Here is a 16,312-nt window from a genome sequence, read left to right as displayed (position 1 = left end):
ACTCGCCGCCGTTGAGTGGCGACGGGTCTGCCAGGTTTGCGGCTGGGAGCCCGTCGCCTTCGGATGGTGGGCTCTCGCCGGTGAGTGGTGACGGGCGGGACAGCGGGTCTGCCGGGCTTGGGGCCAAGAGCACATCGTCTTCGGGTGGTGGGGATGGTGGGCGGTCGCCCTCAAATGGCGAAACGGCGGGTAGTGCGTTGCCCGGTGATTCTTCTGGAACTGGTGGGTTGCCGGTGGGCGGCGAGTCTTGGGGTGGTCTGTCGGTGGATCGTGAGGATAGGGGCGATGGGTCGCCGGTGGTTGGCGAAGGTTCAGATGGGCGGTCGCAGGTCGATGGCGAGGGTTCGGATAGGCGGCCACCGGTGAATGGCGAAGTTCCGGGTCGGCCGTCACCGATGGATGACAAAATTCCGGATCGGTCGTCGCCAGTGGACGGCGAGACTTCGGCTGAACCGTCACCAGTGGACGACAAAGTTCCGAGTGGGCCGTCGCCGGTGGATGGCAACCGGGCTCCGGGTGAGCCGTCGCCGTCAAGTGGCGAAAGCCTGGTCAGGCCGTCGCCGCTGATCGGAGGGGGGTCAGGTCGGCCGTTGCCACTCACTGGCGAGAGTTCGGACCAGCCGTCGCCACTTGTCGACAAGGCCTCGGGCCAGCCGTCGCCGCCTAACGGCGAGACCGCGAGCCAGTCGTCGCCGCCCGGTGACGAGACGTCGGGCCAGCCATTGCCGATGGACGGCGAGCGCTCAAACTGCCCGTCACCGCTGGTCGGCGAAACGACAAAGCGGCCGTCGCCACTCGACGGCGAAACCTCGGGAGACTTCTCAGCGGAGGACGGTGCAGCGTCGGCCGACCGGTCTTCGGTGAAGGACGGGCGTTCAGGCGATCTCTCGCCGTTGAGGGGCGAGACTCGAGACAAGCCGTCGCCATTGAGCGGTGAAGCGTCGGGCAAGCAGTCGCCGTTGAGTGGCGAGGCTCCCGGCAACCCCCCGCCGTTGAGTGGCGAACCGCTGGTCGCGGCGGGAGCGGGTGTGCTCAGTGAGACACGGGAGGCAGCTCCCCGGGAGACCTGGGCATCGGCGATGAATGTCGGAGAGTCAGGGAACGGCTCCGGGGGAATGCCCGCCGATGTCGATGGAGCGTCAGTGGAGCCAGGGATCGGCGAGCGGCCGAGGCAGGCGGGTCGTGTTCGACGGCGGGTTGTGGTGGCGTTGGCGGCGGTGGTGGTAGTGCTGGGGGCGTTGGTGATCGCGGTGCGGTTTGCGCCGTCCGGGAATGGGGCGGGAGACACGGTGGGAGCGTCGGCTTCGGCGGTACCTTCGAGGGAGGGGGCGCCGCCTCGGTCGTCGGTGCCGGCGCAGCCGAAGGTGCCGCAGGCTGGGGAGTTTGGGGCCTGGGCGTCGCGGACCAGCCAGTGGCTTGATATTCCGCTGCGAGCGATGAAGGGGTACGCGCAGGCGACGGTCACGCTCAGCAAAGAACAGCCGGACTGTCACCTGTCGTGGATCACCCTCGCCGCGATCGGGAAGATCGCCAGCGATCACGGGCGGGCGCAGAGTAGTCATCTCGGAGACGACGGGGCGCTCGCGAAACCGCTCGGCGCAGTCGAGGTCCGAGACTTCTACAACCGCGTGGTTTCGAGTCCGGGCGCGGCCGGGCCGATGCAGCTGGCGCCGGCGGTGTGGACGAAGTGGCAACGCAGTGCGTCCGGCGGCAAGGCGGATGTGCAAAACATCGACGACGCAGCGCTCACCACAGGGCGTGCGTTGTGCGCCGGTGGCCGCGATTTGGCGACGGACTGGTGGAACGGCGTCGCCACGTTGGCACCGGCGCCGCTCATGTTGCATCGGACGCTGGCGACCGTCAACGTCTACGGCACTGTCGGGCAACGCGATCAGGCACCGGACCCTGCGGTGCTGAGCGCGGTGGACTTCGCGATCGACAAGATCGGTCTTCCTTATGTCTGGGGCGGTAATGGGACCGGCGGCGCCGACCCCGGGTTCGACTGCTCCGGTTTGACGACCGCGGCCTACGCCAGCGCCGGGGTGAAGCTCATGCGCACCGCCGACACGCAATTCCGCAGCATCCCGCACGTGAACGAACCCGAACTGGGTGATCTGATCTTTTACGGGGAACCTGCGACGAAGATCCATCACGTCGGTCTCTACATCGGCAACCAGCAAATGATCGATGCTCCGCAGACCGGACAGGCGGTGCAGGTTCATCCGTATCGCAGGCCGGGCGACGATTACGCGGGGGCTGGGCGGCCGGCTGCTTAGTACGGCAGGGTCACCGGCAGCCAGCCAAGGCCGGGGACCAATCGCCAGCCCTCCCCGGCCAAACCCAGCCGGAACGCCGCGTAGAACCCGACCGGCAGCCAGGCAAGACCCCAGCCGCGCCACCACGGCAACCAGACAACAGACCGATTGGTCTTGAAGTGCGGGCTTTCCTTCTTACGCGGGGTGCGCCGTTATCGCGCCAACCGCCCTGGGGCCACGCCCGGCGATCTGTTCAGGGCGATCCTCACCGATTGGTACTACTGGATTCCCGCACTGCGCCCGCCGAGGGCCATCCGGGCACGCACGTCTACGAGTTCGCGTGGCGCTCCCCTGCGTTCGGCAACACGCTCGGTTCCTGCCACGCACTCGAGGTGCCATTCGTCTTCGACAATCTCGATGACCCCGGCTTCACGCCGTTCATCGGCGAGAACCCGCCGCAGCAGGTGGCCGATGCGATGCACCGGGTGTGGATCGGCTTCGCCACGACCGGAGATCCCGGTTGGCCCGCCTACACTGCGGAAAACCGCGTCGCCATGCGGTTTGACGACACCTCGGCGGCCACTGTGGACGACCGCGCCGACGAGCGGGTTCTCTGGGGACGCCGGCAGTGATCAATTGCCCGGCCGCGCCGCGGCGTGCTCGGCCAGCCGGGCGGCCAGTTCGCGCACCCGGTCACGGAGGGCGTCCGGCCGTTCGATGACGAACGGGCTGTCCAGCGCGGCAAGCAAGGGCGGGATCCAGTCGAGCCGTTCGGCGCGGATGCACGCGCGGACCCAGCCCTCGCCGATTTCCGTCAATGAGGCGACGGCCGGCGGCAGAGTACGGCGGATATCGCCGGGCGTCGAACGGATCCGCACGGATACCTCATGGCGGTGCGGTGCTTCGGCGATGGCGGTCAGCACGTGGCGGGCCGGATCGAAACCGGGCGGCGCGGCGAATGTCCCAGTCGTGGCACCGACCGTGGTGATCCGGTCGATCCGGAAGGTGCGGATCTCATCGCTGGCGGAGTCGAACCCGGTCAGATACCAGCGGCCGGAGTGGGCGACAACACCATAAGGGTGCACGACGCGTTCGCTGGCCCGGCCGTGTCCGGCAACGTAACCGAGTTCTACGGGGCGACGGTCCCGCGCCGCTTCCGCGACGGTGAGCAGTACCTCGGCCTCGGCGGTGTGCGCGGGCCGGGCGGGTGCGGTGAAATCGGTGACGGCCAACAGCGCGTCGAGCCGCTGGGCGACGGCCGCGGGCAGGACGCGCCGGACCTTCGCGGCGGCGCTCTCGGCGGCCGCGACCGACGTGGTGATCAGCCCGGCTCGCCGCCCAGCGACCAGGCCGAGCACGACCGCGAGCGCTTCTTCCCCGGTGAGCATCAGCGGCGGCATCCGGTAGCCGGGCTCGAGCCGGTAGCCGCCGTAGCGGCCACGCACCGAGCGGACCGGCACGTCCAGGTCCAGAAGATGCTCGACGTACCGGCGGACGGTGCGTTCGTCCACATCGAGCCGGCGGGCAAGTTCAGCGACGGTCCGGGTACCGCCGCCCTGCAGGATCTCCAGCAGAGCCAGCACGCGGGCGATCGGCCGGGGCATGCCGGAAATCCTCTCAATACCGGGCGGATCCTGTCCACTATTGCTTCTACCGTGGCCAGTGTTCGCGGAGGAACCGCCTCCCGTCCCGAAAGGAATCAGTCATGCAGTTCGCCTCGGTCCGCATCATCACCCACGACGCCGCCCGGCTCGCCGAGTTCTACGAGAAGGCGACCGGGATCGCCGCGCGGTGGCCCGGCCCGCAGTTCGCCGAACTCGTAGGCGCCTCATGCACGCTGGCGATCGGCAGTGCCGAGACGATGACGCTGTTCAGCGCCGGAGCGGCGGTGCCCGAGGAGAACCGGACGGCGATCCTCGAATTCCTGGTCGACGACGTCGACGGCGAGTACGCGAAGCTGGCCGGCTCGGCCGAGATCGTGCAGGAGCCGACCACGATGCCGTGGGGCAACCGTTCGCTGCTGTTCCGCGATCCCGACGGCAACCTCGTCAACTTCTTCACCCCGGTCACCGACGCGGCCCGGGACCGATTGGGCCACTGAGCGCTCTTGGCGATCTCGCCTATACAGACGTATAGTCAGCTGTGTTGATGTACAGTAGACCATATGTCCGGCTAGGAGAATTGGTGACCGTCATTCCCCGCGATCCCGAGGACCTGACCGCCCGTGCCCGGATCCGGGACGCGGCCATGGCGCACTTCGGCGAGTACGGGTTCGAGCGGGCCACCATCCGCGGGATCGCCGAGACCGCGCAAGTTTCGCCTGGGCTGGTCAGGCACCATTTCGGTGCCAAGCAAGGCCTTCGCGAAGCCTGCGACGCACATCTGGTCAAGCTGATCCGGCAGCTCGCCGACCAGACCCAGGCCGGCCGTGGGCTCGGAAACGGCAATCCCATCGCCGCAGCAAGAGCGGCGGTGGGACCGTACGAGAGCTACCTCGCCCGCGCGCTCGTGGAAGGCGAGGCCGCGCCGTTGTTCGACGAGATGGTCGAACTCGGCGCGCAATGGCTCACGGACGCGGACGCAGCCCGGAACCGCAACGACCCGCCAGCCGCCGACGCCAAGGTCCGCGCGGCCGTCACGACCGCGATGGCGTTGTCCATCACCGTGCTGCACAAGCACATCTCCCGCGCGATCGGCTCCGATGTGTTCAGCACCGACGGTGACGAACTCCTGGCCAGGGCGCTGATCGACCTCCATTCACACCCGCAGCTCAGCCTCAAAGAGGCCCGGACCGCGCTCGACGCCCTTGATCGGCAGCACCGGCACTGACAAGTAAGGGCCCAGCCATGGCACCGGCGAACACGATGCGCATCCCTCCCCTGCCGCTCGACGAGATGGACTCGGAGCAGCGCAGACTGGCCAAGCTCGGCGCCGACACCGTGGTCCAGGTGCTGGCCAGAGCGCCGGAGCTGATGCGGGCGTCCTCCGCGCTCGGCGGTTTCCTGCTTGCACAGGGGACGGTGCACCCGCGTGTCCGGGAGCTGGCGATCCTGCGGGTCGCGCTCCGGTGCCAGGCCCCCTATGAGTGGGCCAACCACGTGCCGGCCGCGCTGGGCGCCGGGGCCACCGAAACAGAGATCGTCGCACTATCCGACCCCGATGCGGACTGGGACAGCGAAGACGCCGCCGTGCTGCGTGCCGTCGACGAGTTGTGCGCCGAGGACGTCGTGTCCGATCCGACGTGGGCCGCGCTGGCCTCGGCGTGGGACCACGCGCAGATCCTCGAACTGCTGTTCCTCGTCGGGTATTACCGCATGATGGCAGGATTCCTGAACTCCGCGGGCGTTCCGGTGAAGCCCGGCCAGCCACGGCTCGGTGCGTGCGGACATCCCGAATCCGCTGTTCCGACACCAGTCGGCACGCGACCGGGCAGCGGAAAGACCGGCGTCACGGGCACTTGGCAGCTCACTTTCACCCATCCCGCGGGCAGCAAAGAGCTGATCCTCGACCTCACGACGGCGGACGGAACCGTGCGTGGCTCGATCCACGACACCCAGCTCGAGGTCACCGTGCCGATCGTATCCGGCACGGGCGAGGGCGGGCAGCTGGACTTCACCGCGGAAGTCACCGACCCGGCGCGGTTCGACGTGCACGTGACCGCCATTGTGGACGGTGACGTGCTCACCGGTTCGGTCACCATCAAGGGCGGCGGGACGTTCCCGGTCTCCGGTTTCCGGCGCGACTGAGCCACGAAACCGGTCAGGGCAGCGTGACGTCGACCCGCAAACCGCCGTCCACGCCGGGCACCGCGGTGACCTTGCCATGGTGCGAGGCGGCGATCGAGTTCACTATGGACAGTCCGAGACCGGCACCGTCGCGGTGGTTCATGCGGTCCGCGGACAACCGGCGAAACGGCTCGAACAGCGACTGGACCGCTTCCGCAGGCACCGGTTCACCGGTGTTGCGCACCGACAAGGCCGGCTCCCCGCCGACCACCACCTCGACTCGCCCACCTGCGCGGTTGTACTTGATCGCGTTCTGCACGAGGTTGCTGATCAACCGTTCCAGCAGCACCGGATCGCCCGGCACGGTTCGTTCGGCCAGCGTCCGGGTCAGCGTCAGGTCATGTTCGGCGAATCGGTCCTCATAGGACGCGAGAACCGAGGAGGCCAGCTCGTCCAGCCGCACTGGTACGGTGCCGGGCAGCCCACGGTCGGCCTCGGCGAGCACGAGCAGGCCCTCGATCAACCGCTCGTTGCGCTCGTTCACCAGCAGCAGCTGCGAAGCCAGCCGGCGCATGTCCTCGCCGCCGCCGGTCACCATCGCCACCTCGACCAGAGTCCGTTGCACAGCAAGGGGTGTACGCAGCTCATGCGAGGCGTTCGCGGCGAATCGCCGTTGTCCTTCGAAACCGATGGCGACCCGGTCGAGCATATCGTTGACCGCGACCGCGAGCTGGCGAGCCTCTCCCGACAGCGACTGCACCGGCATCCGCTGGCCCAGGTTCTGCGGCCCCACTTGCTCGACCGACTCCACCACGTCCGGCAGCAGCCGCAGCACCCAGCGCGCCAGAGGCCGGCTCAGGATCAGAGGCAGCACGACGATCGAGATCAGCACCACGATCCAGAGGATCGCGCTCCAGTGGTCACGGCAGGCAGTCGTGCGCGGGCACACCTTCCAGTCCACATAGGTCCCGATCGGGATGAGAACCGCGTTGGACAGAGAGAAGGCCAGCAGCAGGCTGAGCGCGGTCACCGCCGCGCAAGCCCAGCGGATCCGGCTGTGCAACGACCTGCGGGGGCCCCTCATGCGCCGATCCGGTATCCGGCGCCCGGCACGGTCTGGATCACCGGTGGGTTGCCCAGCTTCCGCCGCAGCGTCATCACCGTGACCCGCACCGTGTTGGTGAACGGATCGGCGTGCTCGTCCCAGGCCTTCTCCAGCAGCTCCTCCGGGCTGACCACTCGCCGCTGCGCCCGCAGCAGCACCTCAAGGACGGCGAATTCCTTGGGGGACAACGACAATGTCCGGCCGTCCCGGGACGCGAATCGCTTCGCCGGGTCGAGCCGCACCCCCTCGCAGTCGAGCACCGGGGGCAACGCGGGCAGCGCGCGCCGGGCGAGGGCGTGCAGCCGGGCGACGAGCTCGGCGAAGGCGAACGGCTTGGTGAGGTAGTCGTCCGCGCCGAGGCCGAGCCCGTCCACCCGGTCGCGGATGCCGGCCGCGGCGGTCAGCATCAGCACGCGGGTTTCGCCTGCACTCTCCGCGATCTTGCGGCAGACCTCGTCGCCGTGCACCAGCGGCAGGTCCCGGTCCAGCACGACCACGTCGTACCGGTGCACCATCACCCGTTCGAGGGCCGCATCGCCGTCATAGCAGACGTCCACCGCCATGCCCAGGTGCCGCAGTCCTTCGGTGAGCGAGTCGGCCAGCAACCGCTCGTCCTCAGCCACGAGTATCCGCATCAGGTTTTCCTCACGAGAACCAGTACATAGCCGCCGGGATAAAGATCGGATAAGTGCCGATCTTAACGGCCGGAGATGCGCCGCTGGCTACACCTGGGGCATGGTTTTCGCCGGAAGGTGCGGGACGCACCAGTTCGCCACGCTGGCCGGGTTCGCCGGCATCGGATTGATCGTCGCCGGCGCGTTCGGCTCGGGCGCACGGCCCGGGGCGCCCGCGCCGGCGAGCTGGAGCAACACTCTGTTGTACCTGGGCATCGGAGTGTTGCTGGCGGCTTGGGTCCGATTGGGACACCTCGTCCGCGCGGGCTCGGCGAGCGCCGTCGACATCCGCCGCGCGGTGTGGTTGTGGGCGGTGCCGCTGCTGGTCGCACCACCGTTGTTCAGCAACGATCTGTACACCTACCTCGCGCAGGGCGCGGTGGCCCAGGCCGGGCTTGATCCGTACACGCATGTGCCTGCGGAGCTGTCCGGTGAACTGATCGAGAACGCCGGCGGGCACTGGCTCTCCGTTCCTTCGCCTTACGGGCCGCTGTTCATCCTGGTGGTGAAGTCCGTACTCGGCCTGACCGGCGGAAATCCCCTGTTCAGCGCGCTCCTGACCCGGTTGGCGATGGTGGCCGGGCTGTGGTTGCTGTGCCGCGCGATCCCGGTTCTGTGCCGCCATCTCGGCGGAGCACCGGCCGGTGCATTGTGGATTGTCGCGGCGAACCCGCTGGTACTGCTGCACCTGGTGTCCGGCGGGCACAATGATCTGCTGATGATCGGCCTGCTGGCCGCCGGCGTCGGCCTGGTACTCGACCGCGCCGCGGTGCGTGGGTTCGCGCTGGTGGCGATGGCGGTCGCGGTGAAGGCGACCGCGGGGGTGGCGCTGCCGTTTCTGGTGTGGGTCTGGGTGGCTCAGCGGTCCGGCTCCGGGCCGACGTGGCGGGAGTTCCTGCGCGCCGTCGTCCTCTCGGTGTCCACAGTGGTCGTCTCTTTTGGACTGATCAGCGGGCTGGCCGGGGTTTCCCTCGGGTGGATCAAGGCGCTGGACGGGAATTCGGTGCTTGAACCCCTGCTTTCGGTGCCGACCGCGCTGGGGAAGATTGCCGCCTTACTGGTGCCCGGTTTTGATTCCGGGCAGCTGGTTCCAGGGTTCCGGACGGCCGCGTGGTTCGTACTGGCCGGGTTGGTCGCCTGGCTGTGGTGGCGGTCGCGGCGGAATGCGGTCGCTGCCGTTCGTGGTGCCGCGGCGGCGTTGCTGGCCACTGTCATGTGTTTGCCCGTGGTCCTGCCTTGGTACTACAGCTGGCCACTGGCCCTGGGCGCGGCCGTTCGGTGGCGGGTCACCTGGATCGCTTTCGCCGCAGGGTTTTCCGCCTTCCTGGTGGTGAGCAGCCAGACGAACGGGAGTACCCCGCTGCCGCTCTGGGGGTACGTGGCCGGGGTCGTGTTCTCGATCGCCGTCGCGGCCGGCACGCGGCTGCGGAAAAGGACGTGCTCGCCGGGTGATCGTGCTGGTAGGCTTTCGGTATTGAGGATGTATACCGTTCTTGCTCCCGGGTGGGGATGTCCCGCACAGCGCGCGGACTTGCGTGACGCGCTGAAGGCAGCTCTGAAGAACCGTGACCGTGCGGCTATCGGCGCGCTGCGCTACGCCTTGGCCGGAATGGGGGATGTGGCGGCAGTGCCGGTGGCTGGGGGCTCGATCGCCGAGGGTGGTCGCGTGGCAGGCGCCGCGGGCGGCCTTGGGGTGGGCGAAGCTTCGCGCGGTGGACTGTCCAATGGCGGCGTTCGCTCGATTCCGTCGACCGTGTCGGTCGGGTCGACCGTCTCGGTCGTGGAGAACGAGGGGCGGGAACGGGCAGCGGCCGTGGAGGAGTGCGAGCGGCGCCTGCGACCGGAACAAGCCGGACGGCTCTGTGCGAGGGCGACTGTGCCGCTGCGGCGGGTCGAACTCGTGGACTGACTGGGGTGGGTCTTTTCTGCCGTCAGACTGGCAGGTGGGCTCCGCGGTCACGCACCGGTTCGGGGATGCGGCCGAACCGTTCTTCGGCGGTGGCGAGGTACTCGAATGCGACCCGCCGCGGCGGCTCACCTACACCGCCGGATTCGTGCCCACGGCGAAGGATCCGACGCCCGACACCCGGTTGACCACGGCGACGTTCGAACTCGTGCAGACCGGCGAAATCGTCAAGCTGACGATGACCAGCGTCGGCCCCCGCGAGCAGATGCGGGTGCACGTGAACGAGGGGTGGGTTCTGGTCGTGGCGAACCCTCAAGAGTTTCCTGGAAACGGGGAAGCCGATGCCGGTCTGAGGACAGCCGGATCGGTGCCGGGTATCGGCAGCGGGAATTCGTCGGTGAGAACCCAGAGCTTGTACGGCTCCGTGATCACCGCGGCCCGGTCGATGACACCGAGGCGGGCTGCGACCGCACTCAAGTCGGCCGTGGTGGCCGCGGGGGTGATCCGGTCGACCACCGATGCCGGGAACGACACACACGAGGCCAGGAAGTCAGAAAGGGCGCGATTACGGCCTGGGTCGAGTTCCCGCGCGAGTGCGCCGAGCGCGCGAGGCAGCGTGCGGTCGCCGTTGCGGAGGTTGTCGCACGCGACGATCGCGAGTGGTTCCGCGGTGGCGTCGAGGCGGGCGAGCAGGCCGGAGACCAGGTGACCGAGCGCCGCTCGGTCCACGTAGCCCTGCTCGGTGATCGTCAACGTCACAATACTGGTGCTTGGCGCGGCGATCGCGGCGATGAACGCTTCTGGCTGCCTGGTGAGCGCCAATGCCTGGCTGATCGAGCCGATCACCCGCGTTCGTGTGGCACTGCCGTCGAGTTCGGTGACGCTGTAGTAACCGGCCTGCGCCGCCTGCTGGTCCGCGCTGGCGGTCGACCGGGGGCTGACCGCGAGGATCTGCCAGCCGTCGCCCGCGTCTTCGGTGTAGACCGCCTGATGCGCGCGATGGAATGCACCGAGTCCGATGTGGACGATCCTGGGTGGTGCGACGTCTCGGCCCGCCGGTCGCCGGATCGTGGTCGGCAGGCGGGGAAGCGTGCTCGCCGACAGCACGTGCGCCTCACCAGTCATGGATCGTTCCGTCGTGAAGACGGTTCACCGGCAACGACTTCGGTTCGTAAGCATATCGGGCTGCGGCCTCCTCGTCGATCTCCACCCCGAGCCCCGGCGTGTCGCCGGGTTTCATGTACCCGTCTTCGAACCGATAGGAGGTCTGGAAAACCTCTTCGGCCGGGCTGAGGTGACCCATGTACTCCTGGATGCCGAAGTTCGGCACGGCGAGATCGAGTTGCAGTGCGGCCGCGAAGGACACCGGCGAAAGGTCACCTGCGCCGTGTGATCCGGTGCGGACGCCGTACAGCGCGGCGAGGTCGAAGATCTTGCGCAGGTGGGTGATTCCGCCGGTGTGCGAGACGGCGCAGCGGATGTAGTCGATCAGCCGGTTCGAGATGAGGTGCTGGCAGTCCCAGATGGAGTTGAACACCTCGCCGACGGCCAGCGGCGTGACCGTGTGCGCCCTGATCAGTTCGAAGGCCCGACTGGTCCTCTGCGGGAGTGGCGTCCTCAATCCAGAACATGTCGAAGGGTTCGAGCGACTTGCCCAGCCGCGCGGCTTCCCGGGGCGTGAGCCGGTGGTGCACGTCGTGCAGCAGGTGGAATCCGTAACCGTATTCCGCGCGGACGGCGGCCATCAACTCGGGCGTGAAACGCAGGTACGCGGCGGAATCCCAAACGTTTTCGGTGGGGTAGCGCGCGTCCGCGCGGCACTTCTCGCCGTCGGTATTCCGGGAAATGCCGCCGCGGCGACATTCGTCGACAACTTCGACTCGTTCAACACCGCCGTGTGGTCCTGTGAGTACAGTTGCCCGACCGTCGACGACGGTGTGGCCAGGTTCAACCTGAAGCCGGGTGCCGCGCCCGACACCACGGGCTCGTGGTCCAAGATCAGGTACAAGGCGAAGCACTTCACGTCGGGCAAGTTCACCACCCGGTTCGCGCTCAGCGGGCGGCCGAAGCAGGCGGTGTGGTGGGGAACGGCACTGTGGAGCGGCGCCGGCAGCCAGTTCAACGAAATCAACTTCGGCTACACGACCAGTCAGAGCTTCACGAATTCGCAATTACGTTTCGAGAGCGCCAAGGCGGGCAAGGTGACGTCGCTCAAGGTCGACACCGGTGTCGACATCTACGACGGCAGATACCACACGGCGACGCTTCAGTACAATTCCTCGTCCGTCTCGTTGTACTTCGATGGCAAGCTGCTGCGGACGATCACCGACACGAGTGTCATTCCGACCGCTCCCATGGATCTCGTGGTCGGTCCCAGGCTGGTGACGGGCAGTGAGCCACTGACGACCACGTTCACGCAGACGGTCACCTCGGTCGAGGTGACCTGACCCGCGACTGGGATGCACATATCGTTTATCGATGTTATCGTTTGTCGATAGCATCGATAAACGATAGTGGCGGGAGCAGGGATGATGAGTGCCGCGCGTAATCCGTTGAGGCCTTTGACCAGTATCTTCAGCGTCGCGACGTGGGTGGTCGGGATAGCCGCGCTGGCGGTCGTGATCGCGAATGTCAGTGCACTGGGCTGGTTGCCCGGAACGTCCGCGAGTGAGACCTGTGTCGACGCGGGCGATGCGGTGACCGCACTCGAGCCCGGTGCGGTGGTCTCCGCGGGTGGCACATCGGTGTGCGTCGAGCACCCCGTGGCGATGCAGCGGCTCGCCGATCTCGGTGACCAGCTGCCGCAGGTCGTCTTCGAGTTCGGCGCGTTGTTCCTGGTGCTGCGTTTCCTGCGGACGGCGTCGCGGGAAGGGCCGTACGCGGCCGCCGTGCCAGGACGGCTTTCGGCGGCGGGTTGGTTCGTGCTGATCGGCGGCCCGCTCAGCGGTCTGCTGGCGACGCTGTCGCAGGCCTACCTGCGGTCGACCATGCTGGCCGATGCCAGGCCGGGCTGGTTCGGTGAATGGATGAACGCGTTCCCGGGCTGGGCTGTCGGGACCGGCGTCGCGGCGCTCACCTTCGCCTACATCCTGCGTATCGGCGTGGGAATGCGCGAGGACCTCGAAGGCACCGTCTGATGCCATCCGAAGAGTCCGCTGTGGACATTTTGGTCCATCTTGACGAAGTACTCGCCGCGCGAGGGATGACACTGACACAGCTCGCCACGGAAGTCGGCGTCACCGTGGTGAACCTGTCGGTGCTCAAGAACGGCCGCGCGCGCGCCATCCGGTTTTCCACCCTTGCGAGGCTGTGCGAGGTCCTCAACTGCCAACCGGGCGACATTCTGAGCTATCGGCGGCACTGAGAAGCGTCGAGCGCCTGATTTGGCCGGACATGGACGACCGCGATACTCGCCGCCGCGAGCAGGCCGATCGCCGAGAACGCGTAGAAGCCCCAAGGATAAGCGATTCCCGCCGTCAGCATGGCGCCGCCGAGCAGTGGGCCGCAGATTGCGCCGAGCCTGCCGACGCCGGCGGTCCAGCCGAGTCCCGTCGCCCTGTTGTGTTCGGGATAGACATGCTGGGTGTAGGCGTAAGTGAGCGCCTGAGCGCTGAAAACGAAAAAGCCCGCGAAGAAGATGACCGGATAGAGGCCGACCATGGGCAGCTTGACGACCAGCAGCGCGAGAAGGGCACCGGCTCCCAGGAACCAGCAGACGGTGGAGCCGCGCAGGCCGCGGCGGTCGGCCAGCGAACCCGCAGCGATCATGCCGGCGACCGCGCCGAGATTGAGCGCGAGCAGCAGTGCGAGCGCGGTGCCGAGTGGATAGCCCGCCTGCCGCATGATCTGGGGCAGCCAGATGTTGAGCCCGAACACGAGCATCAGGCCGAGGAAAGTGGTGCACCAGAACGCCAGCGTCGCTTGCAGGAGGCCGCCTCGGAACAGCCCGGCGACAGCCTCCCTGCCCGCGCGCGCCGGTGGTGTCGCGGCGCGGTGCAAGCGCTGGAAGCTCGCCGATTCCGGAAGGTGCTTGACCATCAGCGGAACCAGGACGAGAGCGGGCAGTGATCCGGCGACGAACATCGCACGCCAGCCGAACGGCTCGATGAACAGAATACCCAGCAGTGCCGTCAGCACGGCACCGACGTGATAGCCGGTCATGACGGTGGTGGACGCACTGGGCCCGCGTCCTTGGTCGGCCTGGTGGTCAGTGACGAGCGTGATGGCGGTCGGCAGGCAGCCCCCGAGGCCCAGGCCAGCAAGGAATCGCAGCGTCGCGAACATGCCTGCGGACGGAGCGAACGCGCACAGCAGGGTGAACGCGGAAAATGCCGTCACGGAAAGGATCAGTGCTTTGCGCCTGCCGATGACATCGGTGATTGTGCCGATCGTGAGCGCGCCGATCGTCATGCCCGCCAGGCCGACGGTCGAGATCAGCGTGCCCGGCGCCGGCGTCATTCCCCAGATGCGAGTGCCGAGCAGCACCGGCAGCACCACGCCGAGCACGACGAGGTCGAATCCGTCGAGTAACACCGCTGTCCAGCACAAAGGACGGACCCAGCCATTTCGTGTGTTCGTTGCCACTCGCGCCTCCACAGCTCCGTGGTCTCCGGTCGGTGGAGCGTAGGAATTCGGGTCAGGTGGAAGCTAGAGTGTTTTTCCACCCGATGGAAAGAGGTGGGATGGGCGGCAATACTCGCGAGCCGTCGCGCAGCGCGGCGGATCGGCTTTTGTCTTTGCTGGCGGCGTTTTCCTCCGCCCGGCCGACGCTCACCCTGAGCGAACTGGCCGAGGCGGGTGCGCTTCCCGTTTCGACAGCGCATCGGCTGGCCACCGTGCTGACCGAATGGGGAGCGTTGGAACGGCGGTCCGATGGCCGGTTCCAGATAGGCATGCGGCTGTGGTACGTCGGCGCGTTGGCACCGGGGTTCTCGTCGGGCGGCTGCACGGCATGGAGCAGGTAGCCGGCACCGGAGCGTGGCCCGTGGAGGGCCGCCAAGCGCCGCACCGGTCACCGACGACGCCGAGAAGGCAAGCAGCCGCCCGGAAAACAGCCCTTGGCAAGCGCCAGCCGAACGCGGGCGGCGGCGCAGACGATCGAAGGTGCCGAGAACAACGACCAGCCGCCCGAAGACGGCCGCGGCCGTGTAAAGACCAGTTGTACAACAACGCCCCACCCGCCGAGGTCACCACGAGCAGCCACGCCGACCCGGGTTGCTCGCCGGACAAAGGCGATCGCACAACACAACCCAGCCGAATACGACCACTGGCGGCCCATTCACGGCACCGAAAGGTGCATAAAGACACCCGCCCGCCGGACAGAGACGACCGCGCAGCCGCCACGGCTGAGCAGAGACCGCCACGGGCAACCTCACAAGCCGCCGACGGCAAAACCCCAAGACCCCGGAAACAGCCGCCAGCGGGTCAAAAGCGATCACACAACAATGTCCCCACCCAGTCGGAGGCCACGAACAGCCACGCAAGCCATCGACAGCACCCCAAGGCACCCGAAAGAGTCGCCCGCCGGGCAAGGACGGCCACCCACCAAGCCGAAGGTCGCCGCAAGCAAGCCAGCCACGGCGACCCGAAGACCCGAAAACAGCCGCACGCCGGGCAAAGACGGTCACACAACACCCCATCCAGCCAAGGGTCGCCACGAGGGAAGCCACTCACGGCACCCCAAAGACACCAGCCCGCCAGTCAAAGGCGACCGCGCAGCGGCCGAGGTGGCCGCGGCTGCCGGGCGGCGGAAACGGGGTCAGGCCAGCGAGAGTGCCAGTTCCTCCAGGATTACCAGCTGTTCCTGCAGGCCGACCTCCATACCCGACTCCAGGATCATGTCGCGGAGTTCCCGGGAGTGGGTTTCGGTTCGCATGGTCACGGTGGTGCGGCCGGCCTCCTCGGTGAACGTTACCGTGACCACGGGTGCGCCTTCGTCGGTCGCGCCGGGGATTTCGTACACCTCTGTGTACACCAGTTTCTCGTTCGGGAGGACTTCTCGGTACTCGCCGTGAAAAGCGACTTCGAAGCCACCGTTCGCGATCATCACGTAGCGCCAGCGGCCGCCGGGGCGCAGGTCCAGTTCCACGTCCGTGGTCTTGCCGCGGCGGCCTGCCCACCAGCGGCGAACCAGGTCCGGGGTGGTCCAGGCGCGGTAGACGAGATGCCGCGGGGCGGCGAACTCGCGGGTGATCAGGATCTGGTCGTCAGCGGGCAGGGTCACCTTCGCCGCGCCGGTTCCGGGCTGTGCCATGGTCGTTCTCCTCCTCGGTCCGGCCGAGCTCCGTCACTACAGAGTCCAGCAGGTCGAATCGCTCTTCCCAAGTGCGCTCATACCGGCGCACCCAATCGTGGATCGGCTTCAGCGCGGCGCCGTTGACCCGGTAGACCCGCTGCCTGCCGGCCTCGCGCACCTCGACCGCACCCACCGCGCGCAGCACCCGCAAATGCTTCGACACCTGCGGCTGCCCCAGCCCGAGCAGCCGGACGAGATCGTGCACGGGGCGTTCCCCCTCGGCGAGGAGGTCCAGGATCTCCCGCCGCCGGGGTTCGGCCACCGCATTGAACACGTCCGTGGTCGTCGCTGCTCGTGCCATGCGGCCAATAATATTCCCATATGGGTATGAGTCAAGTTTTTGCTGTTTCCG

General features: G+C 67.6%; 18 protein-coding genes and 2 pseudogenes. 10 read left to right on the top strand and 10 right to left on the bottom strand.

Annotated elements, in window-relative coordinates; all coding sequences use genetic code 11:
* Positions 1-1,115 precede the first annotated feature (1,115 nt).
* Positions 1,116-2,276: a C40 family peptidase gene (locus tag D5S19_RS03515; RefSeq protein ID WP_199730328.1), complete on the top strand. Its 1,161-nt coding sequence runs from the start codon at positions 1,116-1,118 to the stop codon at positions 2,274-2,276.
* Here D5S19_RS03515 and D5S19_RS33500 read toward each other — a convergent pair.
* The gene (locus D5S19_RS33500; RefSeq protein WP_267901062.1) at positions 2,273-2,407 is read right to left on the bottom strand and encodes a hypothetical protein; all 135 of its coding nucleotides are present in this window, start codon (positions 2,405-2,407) and stop codon (positions 2,273-2,275) included. The genes D5S19_RS03515 and D5S19_RS33500 overlap by 4 nt on opposite strands.
* A gap of 120 nt (positions 2,408-2,527) precedes the next feature.
* Here D5S19_RS33500 and D5S19_RS03510 point away from each other — a divergent pair, with 120 nt between their 5' ends.
* Positions 2,528-2,887: a carboxylesterase/lipase family protein gene (locus tag D5S19_RS03510; RefSeq protein WP_158605484.1), complete on the top strand. Its 360-nt coding sequence runs from the start codon at positions 2,528-2,530 to the stop codon at positions 2,885-2,887.
* Here the strand turns inward: D5S19_RS03510 and D5S19_RS03505 are convergent, their stop codons facing one another.
* Positions 2,888-3,859, bottom strand: a complete 972-nt coding sequence (locus D5S19_RS03505; protein ID WP_120021889.1) for a helix-turn-helix transcriptional regulator — start codon at positions 3,857-3,859, stop codon at positions 2,888-2,890.
* Positions 3,860-3,960: 101 nt separating this feature from the next.
* On the opposite strand from D5S19_RS03505, the gene D5S19_RS03500 reads away from it, so the two are divergent.
* The 3 genes from D5S19_RS03500 to D5S19_RS03490 all read left to right on the top strand — a co-directional run bounded on the left by D5S19_RS03500 (position 3,961) and on the right by D5S19_RS03490 (position 6,001).
* Positions 3,961-4,356 carry a VOC family protein gene (locus D5S19_RS03500; protein ID WP_120021888.1) on the top strand — a complete coding sequence of 132 codons (396 nt, stop codon included), beginning with the start codon at positions 3,961-3,963 and terminating at the stop codon, positions 4,354-4,356.
* An 83-nt stretch (positions 4,357-4,439) separates the two neighbouring features.
* Positions 4,440-5,084 (top strand): TetR/AcrR family transcriptional regulator, encoded by a 645-nt coding sequence (locus tag D5S19_RS03495; protein WP_233573689.1) that lies wholly within the window; start codon positions 4,440-4,442, stop codon positions 5,082-5,084.
* Between the two features lie 17 nt (positions 5,085-5,101).
* Positions 5,102-6,001, top strand: coding sequence for a carboxymuconolactone decarboxylase family protein (locus D5S19_RS03490; protein WP_120021886.1), 900 nt, complete (start codon positions 5,102-5,104; stop codon positions 5,999-6,001).
* A gap of 13 nt (positions 6,002-6,014) precedes the next feature.
* On the opposite strand, the gene D5S19_RS03485 is transcribed toward D5S19_RS03490, so the two are convergent.
* On the bottom strand, positions 6,015-7,064 hold the full coding sequence (locus D5S19_RS03485; protein ID WP_120021885.1) for a sensor histidine kinase: 1,050 nt from the start codon (positions 7,062-7,064) through the stop codon (positions 6,015-6,017).
* Positions 7,061-7,720, bottom strand: a complete 660-nt coding sequence (locus D5S19_RS03480) for a response regulator transcription factor (RefSeq protein ID WP_120021884.1) — start codon at positions 7,718-7,720, stop codon at positions 7,061-7,063. The genes D5S19_RS03485 and D5S19_RS03480 overlap by 4 nt, the downstream gene beginning before the upstream one ends.
* A gap of 100 nt (positions 7,721-7,820) precedes the next feature.
* Here D5S19_RS03480 and mptB point away from each other — a divergent pair, with 100 nt between their 5' ends.
* Positions 7,821-9,668 (top strand): polyprenol phosphomannose-dependent alpha 1,6 mannosyltransferase MptB, encoded by a 1,848-nt coding sequence (gene mptB / locus D5S19_RS32320; protein ID WP_199730324.1) that lies wholly within the window; start codon positions 7,821-7,823, stop codon positions 9,666-9,668.
* Positions 9,622-9,897, top strand: a pseudogene (locus D5S19_RS34030) (SRPBCC domain-containing protein); the annotation flags it as partial. The gene mptB and the pseudogene D5S19_RS34030, both read left to right, overlap by 47 nt.
* 80 nt (positions 9,898-9,977) lie before the next feature.
* On the opposite strand, the gene D5S19_RS03470 reads toward D5S19_RS34030, so the two are convergent.
* The 3 genes and pseudogenes from D5S19_RS03470 to D5S19_RS34025 form a co-directional block, all read right to left on the bottom strand.
* Positions 9,978-10,790 carry a mannitol dehydrogenase family protein gene (locus D5S19_RS03470; RefSeq protein ID WP_120021883.1) on the bottom strand — a complete coding sequence of 271 codons (813 nt, stop codon included), beginning with the start codon at positions 10,788-10,790 and terminating at the stop codon, positions 9,978-9,980.
* Positions 10,780-11,286 (bottom strand): enolase C-terminal domain-like protein, encoded by a 507-nt coding sequence (locus tag D5S19_RS03465; RefSeq protein WP_407641704.1) that lies wholly within the window; start codon positions 11,284-11,286, stop codon positions 10,780-10,782. Before D5S19_RS03465 ends, D5S19_RS03470 begins: the two co-directional genes overlap by 11 nt.
* A 55-nt stretch (positions 11,287-11,341) precedes the next feature.
* Positions 11,342-11,410 (bottom strand): annotated as a pseudogene (locus D5S19_RS34025) (hypothetical protein); the annotation flags it as partial.
* 816 nt (positions 11,411-12,226) lie between these two features.
* On the opposite strand from D5S19_RS34025, the gene D5S19_RS03455 reads away from it, so the two are divergent.
* Together D5S19_RS03455 and D5S19_RS03450 are read left to right on the top strand one after the other, a co-directional pair.
* The gene (locus D5S19_RS03455) at positions 12,227-12,802 is read left to right on the top strand and encodes a DUF2975 domain-containing protein (protein ID WP_120021881.1); all 576 of its coding nucleotides are present in this window, start codon (positions 12,227-12,229) and stop codon (positions 12,800-12,802) included.
* 20 nt (positions 12,803-12,822) lie between these two features.
* On the top strand, positions 12,823-13,029 hold the full coding sequence (locus tag D5S19_RS03450; protein WP_199730322.1) for a helix-turn-helix domain-containing protein: 207 nt from the start codon (positions 12,823-12,825) through the stop codon (positions 13,027-13,029).
* Here the strand turns inward: D5S19_RS03450 and D5S19_RS03445 are convergent.
* Positions 13,014-14,249, bottom strand: coding sequence for an MFS transporter (locus tag D5S19_RS03445; RefSeq protein WP_120021879.1), 1,236 nt, complete (start codon positions 14,247-14,249; stop codon positions 13,014-13,016). The genes D5S19_RS03450 and D5S19_RS03445 overlap by 16 nt on opposite strands.
* A 98-nt stretch (positions 14,250-14,347) precedes the next feature.
* Here D5S19_RS03445 and D5S19_RS03440 point away from each other — a divergent pair, with 98 nt between their 5' ends.
* Positions 14,348-14,629 carry a helix-turn-helix domain-containing protein gene (locus D5S19_RS03440; protein ID WP_120021878.1) on the top strand — a complete coding sequence of 94 codons (282 nt, stop codon included), beginning with the start codon at positions 14,348-14,350 and terminating at the stop codon, positions 14,627-14,629.
* 794 nt (positions 14,630-15,423) lie between these two features.
* Here D5S19_RS03440 and D5S19_RS03435 read toward each other — a convergent pair.
* Together D5S19_RS03435 and D5S19_RS03430 are read right to left on the bottom strand one after the other, a co-directional pair.
* The gene (locus D5S19_RS03435) at positions 15,424-15,918 is read right to left on the bottom strand and encodes an SRPBCC family protein (RefSeq protein ID WP_120021877.1); all 495 of its coding nucleotides are present in this window, start codon (positions 15,916-15,918) and stop codon (positions 15,424-15,426) included.
* Positions 15,872-16,261, bottom strand: a complete 390-nt coding sequence (locus tag D5S19_RS03430) for an ArsR/SmtB family transcription factor (RefSeq protein ID WP_120021950.1) — start codon at positions 16,259-16,261, stop codon at positions 15,872-15,874. The genes D5S19_RS03435 and D5S19_RS03430 overlap by 47 nt, the downstream gene beginning before the upstream one ends.
* Positions 16,262-16,312 lie beyond the last annotated feature (51 nt).

The organism is Amycolatopsis panacis (assembly GCF_003600245.1).
GTDB lineage: Bacteria > Actinomycetota > Actinomycetes > Mycobacteriales > Pseudonocardiaceae > Amycolatopsis > Amycolatopsis sulphurea.
This window is presented reverse-complemented; position numbering and strand designations above follow the sequence as displayed.

Bases quoted from the DNA above. Each gene is read 5' to 3' on its own strand.
- D5S19_RS03505 (WP_120021889.1), bottom strand. From the start codon at position 3,859: ATGCCCCGGCCGATCGCCCGCGTGCTGGCTCTGCTGGAGATCCTGCAG.
- D5S19_RS03485 (WP_120021885.1), bottom strand. From the start codon at position 7,064: ATGAGGGGCCCCCGCAGGTCGTTGCACAGCCGGATCCGCTGGGCTTGC.
- D5S19_RS03440 (WP_120021878.1), top strand. From the start codon at position 14,348: ATGGGCGGCAATACTCGCGAGCCGTCGCGCAGCGCGGCGGATCGGCTT.
- D5S19_RS03480 (WP_120021884.1), bottom strand. From the start codon at position 7,720: ATGCGGATACTCGTGGCTGAGGACGAGCGGTTGCTGGCCGACTCGCTC.
- mptB (WP_199730324.1), top strand. From the start codon at position 7,821: ATGGTTTTCGCCGGAAGGTGCGGGACGCACCAGTTCGCCACGCTGGCC.
- D5S19_RS03500 (WP_120021888.1), top strand. From the start codon at position 3,961: ATGCAGTTCGCCTCGGTCCGCATCATCACCCACGACGCCGCCCGGCTC.
- D5S19_RS03470 (WP_120021883.1), bottom strand. From the start codon at position 10,790: ATGACTGGTGAGGCGCACGTGCTGTCGGCGAGCACGCTTCCCCGCCTG.
- D5S19_RS03430 (WP_120021950.1), bottom strand. From the start codon at position 16,261: ATGGCACGAGCAGCGACGACCACGGACGTGTTCAATGCGGTGGCCGAA.
- D5S19_RS03515 (WP_199730328.1), top strand. From the start codon at position 1,116: ATGCCCGCCGATGTCGATGGAGCGTCAGTGGAGCCAGGGATCGGCGAG.
- D5S19_RS03435 (WP_120021877.1), bottom strand. From the start codon at position 15,918: ATGGCACAGCCCGGAACCGGCGCGGCGAAGGTGACCCTGCCCGCTGAC.
- D5S19_RS03490 (WP_120021886.1), top strand. From the start codon at position 5,102: ATGGCACCGGCGAACACGATGCGCATCCCTCCCCTGCCGCTCGACGAG.